Annotated in this window: 8 protein-coding genes; 4 read left to right on the top strand and 4 right to left on the bottom strand. The window is 49.7% G+C overall.

Annotated features, from left to right (window positions below; genetic code table 11):
* The first annotated feature begins 234 nt into the window (after positions 1–234).
* Positions 235–558 (top strand): DUF6788 family protein, encoded by a 324-nt coding sequence (locus QT222_RS10120; RefSeq protein WP_491477091.1) that lies wholly within the window; start codon positions 235–237, stop codon positions 556–558.
* Between the two features lie 686 nt (positions 559–1,244).
* Here QT222_RS10120 and QT222_RS10125 read toward each other — a convergent pair.
* The gene (locus QT222_RS10125) at positions 1,245–2,171 is read right to left on the bottom strand and encodes an HTH domain-containing protein (protein WP_491477092.1); all 927 of its coding nucleotides are present in this window, start codon (positions 2,169–2,171) and stop codon (positions 1,245–1,247) included.
* A gap of 510 nt (positions 2,172–2,681) precedes the next feature.
* Here QT222_RS10125 and QT222_RS10130 point away from each other — a divergent pair.
* Positions 2,682–2,927: a hypothetical protein gene (locus QT222_RS10130; protein WP_491477093.1), complete on the top strand. Its 246-nt coding sequence runs from the start codon at positions 2,682–2,684 to the stop codon at positions 2,925–2,927.
* Positions 2,928–2,932: 5 nt separating this feature from the next.
* Here the strand turns inward: QT222_RS10130 and QT222_RS10135 are convergent, their stop codons facing one another.
* Positions 2,933–3,925 carry a hypothetical protein gene (locus QT222_RS10135; RefSeq protein ID WP_491477094.1) on the bottom strand — a complete coding sequence of 331 codons (993 nt, stop codon included), beginning with the start codon at positions 3,923–3,925 and terminating at the stop codon, positions 2,933–2,935.
* A 141-nt stretch (positions 3,926–4,066) separates the two neighbouring features.
* On the opposite strand from QT222_RS10135, the gene QT222_RS10140 reads away from it, so the two are divergent.
* Positions 4,067–5,149: a hypothetical protein gene (locus tag QT222_RS10140; protein WP_491477095.1), complete on the top strand. Its 1,083-nt coding sequence runs from the start codon at positions 4,067–4,069 to the stop codon at positions 5,147–5,149.
* 72 nt (positions 5,150–5,221) lie between these two features.
* Here the strand turns inward: QT222_RS10140 and QT222_RS10145 are convergent, their stop codons facing one another.
* Positions 5,222–6,577, bottom strand: a complete 1,356-nt coding sequence (locus QT222_RS10145; RefSeq protein ID WP_491477096.1) for a DNA cytosine methyltransferase — start codon at positions 6,575–6,577, stop codon at positions 5,222–5,224.
* A gap of 116 nt (positions 6,578–6,693) precedes the next feature.
* Between QT222_RS10145 and QT222_RS10150 the strand changes: the two genes are divergently transcribed.
* On the top strand, positions 6,694–6,948 hold the full coding sequence (locus QT222_RS10150; RefSeq protein WP_491477097.1) for a transcriptional regulator: 255 nt from the start codon (positions 6,694–6,696) through the stop codon (positions 6,946–6,948).
* A gap of 78 nt (positions 6,949–7,026) precedes the next feature.
* Here QT222_RS10150 and QT222_RS10155 read toward each other — a convergent pair.
* Positions 7,027–7,373: HNH endonuclease (locus QT222_RS10155; protein ID WP_491477098.1), on the bottom strand; the 347-nt coding region annotated here is incomplete at its 5' end.

A 7,373-nucleotide genomic window follows, 5' to 3' on the forward strand; every position in this document is an offset into this window, starting at 1 on the left:
GGATTGCGCTCATATTAGTTCGTGGGTGCTAAGATATGTTTGCAATCGCGATAACACCTTCTAGGGTATGATACTTTGTACGATAATCCTGGCTTGGCGCTTTGACCCGTAGATGGTGAGCTGAAAAGAGGGTGTATGGGTTTGTTCTGAGTCTTGGATACGATTAGCGGCACTGTCTTAACCAACAAAATTTTTGATCAGCGACTTGTGTTGGTTAACACGAGGCAGCCGCCGATGTCCTACGAACCACCGACGCCGCCGACGAACCTCCCCACGGAAGTCGTCAACGCTCTCAATCAATCATCACCGACCCGTCTTCGGGACGTTGCCCGCTATGCCGAAGAGCTGGCCGAACACAAGGAGCGCGAGGCTCGTCTCGAGGACGAGTCACCGGAAGGCGAGCTCGAAGAACGGTCGGACGACCTTCCAGACGATGTCCCCACGAAGGCGACGATCACTGTCAAAGGGATCAACGACAACCGATACTACTACTGGCAGTGGCGAGAGGGAGACAAAATCAAGTCGAAGTATAAAGGCCCAGTTAATCAGGACGGGTGAACAAGAGACACGCTCAAGTACGGTTCAGCACCCCCTGTGCAAGATGAAAAATTGAGGAAGAGAAGACTACTCATGAAGGGCTCTTGCGTAGGGATAGCATTTTTCGGCTCTGTTGAAATCCTATTATTCTACGACTTTTTTGCAGGAATAGCTGTTAGGTAGGTGTGTAAGTGGATTAGCTCAGACGTCGAATCCGTTTCGCCTGAGTGCCTCTGCCAGTTCCCCGTCAGGGTCGGCCGCAAACTCAACCAACGATGACTCAGGCCTTGTTGTCGTATATAACTCAGAGTCAATATTGTCTGGGATTTCGTTCGTGTGGCTCTTATCTACAACTGCAACTGATATTTTTGGTCTCGTGTCCGCGTCTTTTGGCTCACTCATTAACTGATTGTACGAGGAAACGATGTTTGGATTTTACCATTCGGGTATCAAATTTTCTCTTGGAGGACGCCGTCCTCACCGTATCTGACGACTCCGATCTAGTGGAGCCACTCAATATCGGACGTAGCTGTCTCCTCACCAAGCTTCGATTCAACCGCCCGTTCGGGAACTCCTTCGTACAGGTCGTCATCGTATTCGGTTTCCGCAAGTAGTCGAATACACTGAGCGACCCGTTCACGGTCTACGGTTCGCGAGTTCGTGAAACTGTTCTCGGATCGCCGTGTATTCCAACGTCGACTCGCGGGTCATATCTCTACCTCGTAGTCACGAGCGAGCGATTCCATTTCAGACCAGGGTGGGGTTTGGGCTGAGGACTGTTCGCCTTCTGTTCGTAGGTACGTCAAGAGAGGTGAGATGATGTCTTCGACTCCGTAGGATGTTGCGACTTTGTGAACGTCTTCGTGGGATGTGTTGGTTGCGGTAATGAGAAGTATAGCGTACTTTCGGTGGCGAGCGTCGTTCTCGATGAGGAGTGGGTGACAGACCAAATCGGCCGGTGAGAGTGTCTCTCGGCTTTCTGAGTAGAAGTAATAGTTCCCCGAGCGCGTGAAAAACTGCAGACCGTATTCGCTGAATGCATCGAGTCCTGTTAGCAGGTACTGACTGTCGTCAACACCCTCGTCTGTTCGCACAATGAACTCGTCATAAGATTCCCACAGAAGTGTTCCACTCCCGATGTCGGTCTGGACTTGCGTACGGTGGTGTTGGTGCCGGAGCTCCACGGCGAACTTGTGAAGTCCTGAGAACTGTTCGGTGAGGTGGTATCTCGTTCCTTGCTTAACAGCTATTGCCCGGTTTGTAAGCGTCTTGAGCGTCCGATAGACAGTTGCCCGTGACACCTCGGTTCGTTGGGCAAGATCGGCTGCCGACACTGGTTCATCCGTGGGGAGATAATAGAGGACACGAAGCATCGACGACGTCAGCAATTCCGGGAAGTCAACGTGGGAGTTGGTTGCCGTGAGGTCTTGGTACACCTCGAGGCACTTCGCAGACGTTGGGTGTATTATCGTCTCGTTTCCCACCCGTTCACGGGTGACCAATCCCAATTTTTCGAGATGTACCACAGCGTTCGTGATGGTCCCCGGCTCATACCCGAGCTCAGTAGCAAGTGCTCGGCGCTTTTTAGGGGAATCAAGTGTCGCCATGATTCGCAACTCATTCTCCTCTAGCATGGTGTCTCAAATTGGATGTACTTGTAATAAAGCACTACATCGGATATGAGACATTTGGTGGTGATTGTTGAGAAATTCGATGGATCTCTGCGGTAGAGAGAATAGTGTATTCAAGGACAATAGTGTGACACTGGAATTGCGTCCAACAAAGAAATTGAGCGTGTCCAAATTGCCTCGCTTAGGTGGAAAAGTGAGGGTGACTCTTGAAAACTATAATCGGTTCAAACTCTCCACCTGACTCCGCTCAATGGGTCCCGGTTCTTGAAAATACTACTGCAATCGATCACATTCTGTTCATTTTGTGAACGCGTATACCTCAGAGAGGCAGTAACAGGTGGACCGACTTTCAAGGCCGTACAGTCCACCAGTATGTTCATTGTTGGGGGTGGTTTAATCTGGACTATGACGGGCCTCGACGATTCCGACCTCCCTCCAGAAACGGTTGAAGAAAATAGTCGGACGTGGAAACGGACCAAACTTGACGCACACAGTTTTCAGTGGGTTCGCCCAATGGACCCCGATGAATACGAATGGGATGCCGACGAGGTATCACTCGTTGGTGTAGAGGAACCGAGTATGGTTGTCTCTCTCCAATTTATCGACGGTCAGTGGTTCATTGAGGGCGCCGAAACCGCGGGCCCCGACTACCACCGCCCAGGATTCACGGAGGTGATTGGTGGTGAGTATTCTGTTTCCACAGATGACCCCCAGCAGGCGACAGCTAAGGTTCGGAAGTTCATCAGTCAGCTTTCCTGATTGGCTCAAAGCTTCTTTTGGAAGTGTCCAACAAAGTCAACATAGGCGGATAGGTCTAGGAGCTCGAAGTCGACGGGTTCGAATTCAGATAATGGGATCATTAAAGTCATTGTCCGCCCGCCAGTCATTCCGGGGCCACCGCCTTGAACCTGCCATGCCGACGAACGAATCACATCGGATGCAGATACAATATGCCAATCGACGAAATTCCGGTCGAAAACGTGCATCTCGTCTTCTTCCTCAACCTCGCGAACTATGTACATCGGATTAAGTCCTCTTGTTAAACCAACCCGAAGCATAACGATCAACCGACTAACGTCAAGACCAAACAATTTCGTTGATCCTTCGTAGACCGACTTTTCTTTGATCTCGTATGGCACGACTGTTTCATCTTGAACGAATATCCCGTCGATATCGAAGTAGGTGCCGGTAAAGCCGTAATCATCTTTCAAATGCGCAGCGAAGAAGTGCTGCTTATAGAACATTTCTCTAATCACATTGTCAGAGAACCCGTCTAGCGCTTCCCTCAGCTCGGACAGATAATCGTCATCATCTGTTCGCGTATAGCCACCAGTTCTCCACGTGGCGGTCTCCTCCTCAATATTGACCTCTTCTAAATTCTGATTCTGGAAGTCATATCTTCTCCATGTCCACAAAAATCGGTCTGCTACACCGCCATCTTCTGCACTTTCCCCGGTATCAACAACACGCGGGAATATTACGGTTGTTCCAGCACCCTCTAAGAGTGAAGCAGCCTTAAGTTGGGACGAATGTAGCGAATCCTGTTCTGCAGCGTCGAGTATAAATGCGTATATATTCTCCCATGGCTGGAACTCGTTATCTAGTGGCTTCGGTTGAAAGAGCATCACCTCAGAAACTGCATCTGCGTCTGTTGCATCTATCTCATCAGTAAACCGAGCTTCAGCAATCATTCCAACTGCCTTCTGCTGGGCCCAGTACCGATGGAGATATTCCACGAAATCTAGCCTGTCGCTCACGACGGAGAATGTCGGAACACCTCAAAAGAATCCCATTACGATTTACACACAACTTTGTCTCAACTAATTTTGGAGACGTATACATATTGTGTGTATAATGTAACCTTCTCTCTTTGTGACTGGTTTCATCCTCCTCAATTGATGACAGATTACTCTGGAGACCCAACTGAGTACAAAGTCTACTGGTTTGCCCGGGACCTTGTTGCATCTGACTACGGAAGTTACGGTACAAAAGAAAAAGAAACCCTCAAACAGCTATCTGCAACTCTTGAAAGTGAACTGGACGGTAACGGTGGCTCTCTAATAACCGAAGAACCAGATCTCGAGTTCCTCAAGCGGCTAATTGAGGACACAATAACTGGATCTGTCAACAAGGAATACGGCGGAGACATCTCGAAACGGTACAGGCAGACAGAGGACCTTGTTGAAAGAATCCTTCGACGGATCGAAGAGGAAGACGACATCCGAGAATTCGGGATCGCTGCTGATGCTGTGGTCCGAACCAGCGACATACTACAGACTACCCCTAGCTTCGGACAATCCGAAATCATAGAAATCGTTGACGAAACACTCACAGATGAAAACGGCAACCTTGAGCCATCAAAGGCCTTTGACGCTCTGTTTAACGTCGATGTTGATGGAGAGGAATACCAACTGGGCGCTCAGCGTGAACCATTGATCGATTATCTTCACGAGAAAATCGATGAACTCGAGAATGACCCCCACATCGAAAAAAAGGAGGTTGCTCGAATTGTTTCCGCGATCGCACAGGAATACGAACGGAGAGCAGGTCAAAGCCGCGCCTCCACAGCAGGGAATGTTCTCGAAACCGGCCTTCAACATATATTTGACAGGTTTGTGATACCTGCTACAGGAGACCCTGAACATTTCGGTGACATCGAAATCGACAACATGGTTGATGGCCCTAAAGGGAGCATTGGGTTCTCCTGTAAACGTACTCTGCGAGAACGTTTCCGACAGAGTCTCTCCCGTGAAGCCGAGATTGGTGTTGACGAAATCTGGTTTGTCTCACTGCTCATGGCCGACATCTCACGAGAAAAACTTGGTGATATAACGAACGATGGCAGTCGGATCTATGTTCCTCGAGACTCTTTCGTGTGGAACAAATACAAACACGACGATGAACTCTCATACTCGTTGCGGCCCGCTGATGAATTCATCAGCGACGTCATCGAGTTCACAGGGGTTCGTGCTGACCTGTGAAGAAATAGATTACCCGGTGACCAGTGTCCCGTATCTCATGATGAAATAAGCAGACAGCAGGGGAAGTCTCTTCTATTGGGTAGCTGTCTCGGCTTCCTCTATCGGCGTCTTCAGAATCTCTGTCCTGACTGCAGTCCCGATCGCTTGGCCGAGCAACGGGGGGACTGCATTCCCGACCTGTTTGAATGCATGGGTTCGGGCGACAGGGAACTCAAATGAATCCTTGAACGACTGAAGGCGAGCAGCCTCACGGACTGTGATTGAACGAGCCTCGTTTGGGTGAATGAACATATGGCCGTCCTTATAGAGGTGAGCAACCACTGTCGTCGCTGGTTCCGTCGGATTCTGTTTCTTTAACTTGTCCGGGAAGATATCTGTCCTGTACGGTTGGTGTTCTTCTGGAATATCTCCGATAATGTAGGATACACCCTCACCCAGCAGTTTGTACAGGGTCAGGTCTCTCATATTGTGGCCACGACACTCGTGATTATGTAATGGTTTGTCTTCCCAGTCATCCCCTTCATCTAGGTCACGGGCCCAGTACTGATATTCAGAAATTGGACCGAGAGTGTACTCCTCTGTTTTTGTGGGAGGTGTCTCACCTTCTGGCGACACCGGTGGTAAGTCTAGGATTGAATCTGCAACTGTATTCCACGGGTCCTTGTTCCGCTTATTTTTATAGAAGGTAGGGAAAACCTCATCCTCGCGATCGTCCACAAACCCGTCTAGAGTCTGCTGGTCCTCTTCAGATAGCTCGGAGGGGTCCCGCTTAAATTTGATTTTCTTCTCTTGGTCATTATTTGGCGGCCGGTGAGTCTGCCACTGTTCCATATCTGGATTCTCAGCGCCTACACGGTTCCCGATGAAAAACAACCGCTTCCGATGCTGGGGTACACCGAAGTCAGCAGCGTCCAGTAATTGAACACGGACCCTGTAATTCAGGTCGAGGTCAAGATCACTGACTGGTCGTTCACCACGCATTTGAGTTTGAATGAGATCCACAACTTGCTCCCCGTCCTCGTTTTCTGCTGAGAGCATCCCCTCCACGTTCTCCATCACGAATGCCTTGGGTTGATAGTGGTCAACGAATCGGAGGAATTCCTCGTAAAGCAGGTGACGGTCGTCAGTTTTGTTGTTCTGTCCGTCTAGCGAATTGATCTTGCTGCGACCAACAAGAGAGAACGTCGGGCAGGGCGGACCGCCTGCAACAAGGTCGAGTTCGCCCTTCTCAAGCCCTAAATCTGGTGGTTCGATTTCTCGTATATCGCCAACCGTCATTTCGTGATTGTGGTTGGCGTCGTACGTTGGCTTGGTTTTCTCCTCGTGGTCGATTCCCCACAGAACCTCAAAACCGGCATCATAGAGTCCCTGAGAGAGACCGCCTGCTCCGCAGAAAAGGTCGATTGCGGTAAGACGTTCTTCAGTCATCTGTTGAAACCAATGAAATCGGTGTCGTTTAATCTTCCTCTTCCTACCATGTGTGTATATTGTGTGTATCTTGTAACCAACTTAAATACAGTGATAGTCTGAATCGGTTAACTTGAATGGATATTGAGGAGTACTCTTGGGTGAAAGCCAGCAGCTATCGCGAAAATATCCTACTATCTCTTGATAAGAAACCTCGTACACCAAAGGAGCTGTCGGAACTGACTGATTACTATTTGAGCCACGTAAGCAATGTGTTATCTGATCTTGATGATCACAACCTCGCAGAATGCATAACACCGGGTCGCAAGAAAGGGAGGCTCTGGGCCACCACAGAAAAGGGTGAAGAACTCATTGAAGATCTAAAAAAATAGCTTTTCAGACCGTCTAGAACTAGACGTGCCTATTTGCCATAGTTGGGGGTATACAGTCCATTGAGAATTGCACCGTTCTTACTCAAGATAGGTCGCTGCGGGGTATTTTCGAATGTCTGACGGAAGCTGAAGTCGACGCCCCTCGAGTGCAGCGAACTCCATGTATCCTGCTCGTTCGGCAGCATTCTTGACGATAATCTCGTAGTTGTCGGTAATCGTGAACCACCCGTTGTCGAACGCCCAGTGGTGGAGTTTACAAAGTGCGATTCCGTTTCGAATGTCATCCGGCCCTCCTTCGGCTTTCGGCCGGATGTGAGCTGCCTCGACTTCCGGGCGTCCGTCTGGCGTCTCCCGCCGAACACCACAGACTGCACACTGCTCATCGTATGCAGCACGAACCGCCTGCCTGAAGGCTTGCTCACGAG

The sequence above is a fragment of the Haloferax sp. s1 genome (assembly GCF_058382125.1).

Bases quoted from the DNA above. Each gene is read 5' to 3' on its own strand.
- QT222_RS10150 (WP_491477097.1), top strand. From the start codon at position 6,694: ATGGATATTGAGGAGTACTCTTGGGTGAAAGCCAGCAGCTATCGCGAA.
- QT222_RS10120 (WP_491477091.1), top strand. From the start codon at position 235: ATGTCCTACGAACCACCGACGCCGCCGACGAACCTCCCCACGGAAGTC.
- QT222_RS10125 (WP_491477092.1), bottom strand. From the start codon at position 2,171: ATGCTAGAGGAGAATGAGTTGCGAATCATGGCGACACTTGATTCCCCT.
- QT222_RS10145 (WP_491477096.1), bottom strand. From the start codon at position 6,577: ATGACTGAAGAACGTCTTACCGCAATCGACCTTTTCTGCGGAGCAGGC.
- QT222_RS10140 (WP_491477095.1), top strand. From the start codon at position 4,067: ATGACAGATTACTCTGGAGACCCAACTGAGTACAAAGTCTACTGGTTT.
- QT222_RS10130 (WP_491477093.1), top strand. From the start codon at position 2,682: ATGGACCCCGATGAATACGAATGGGATGCCGACGAGGTATCACTCGTT.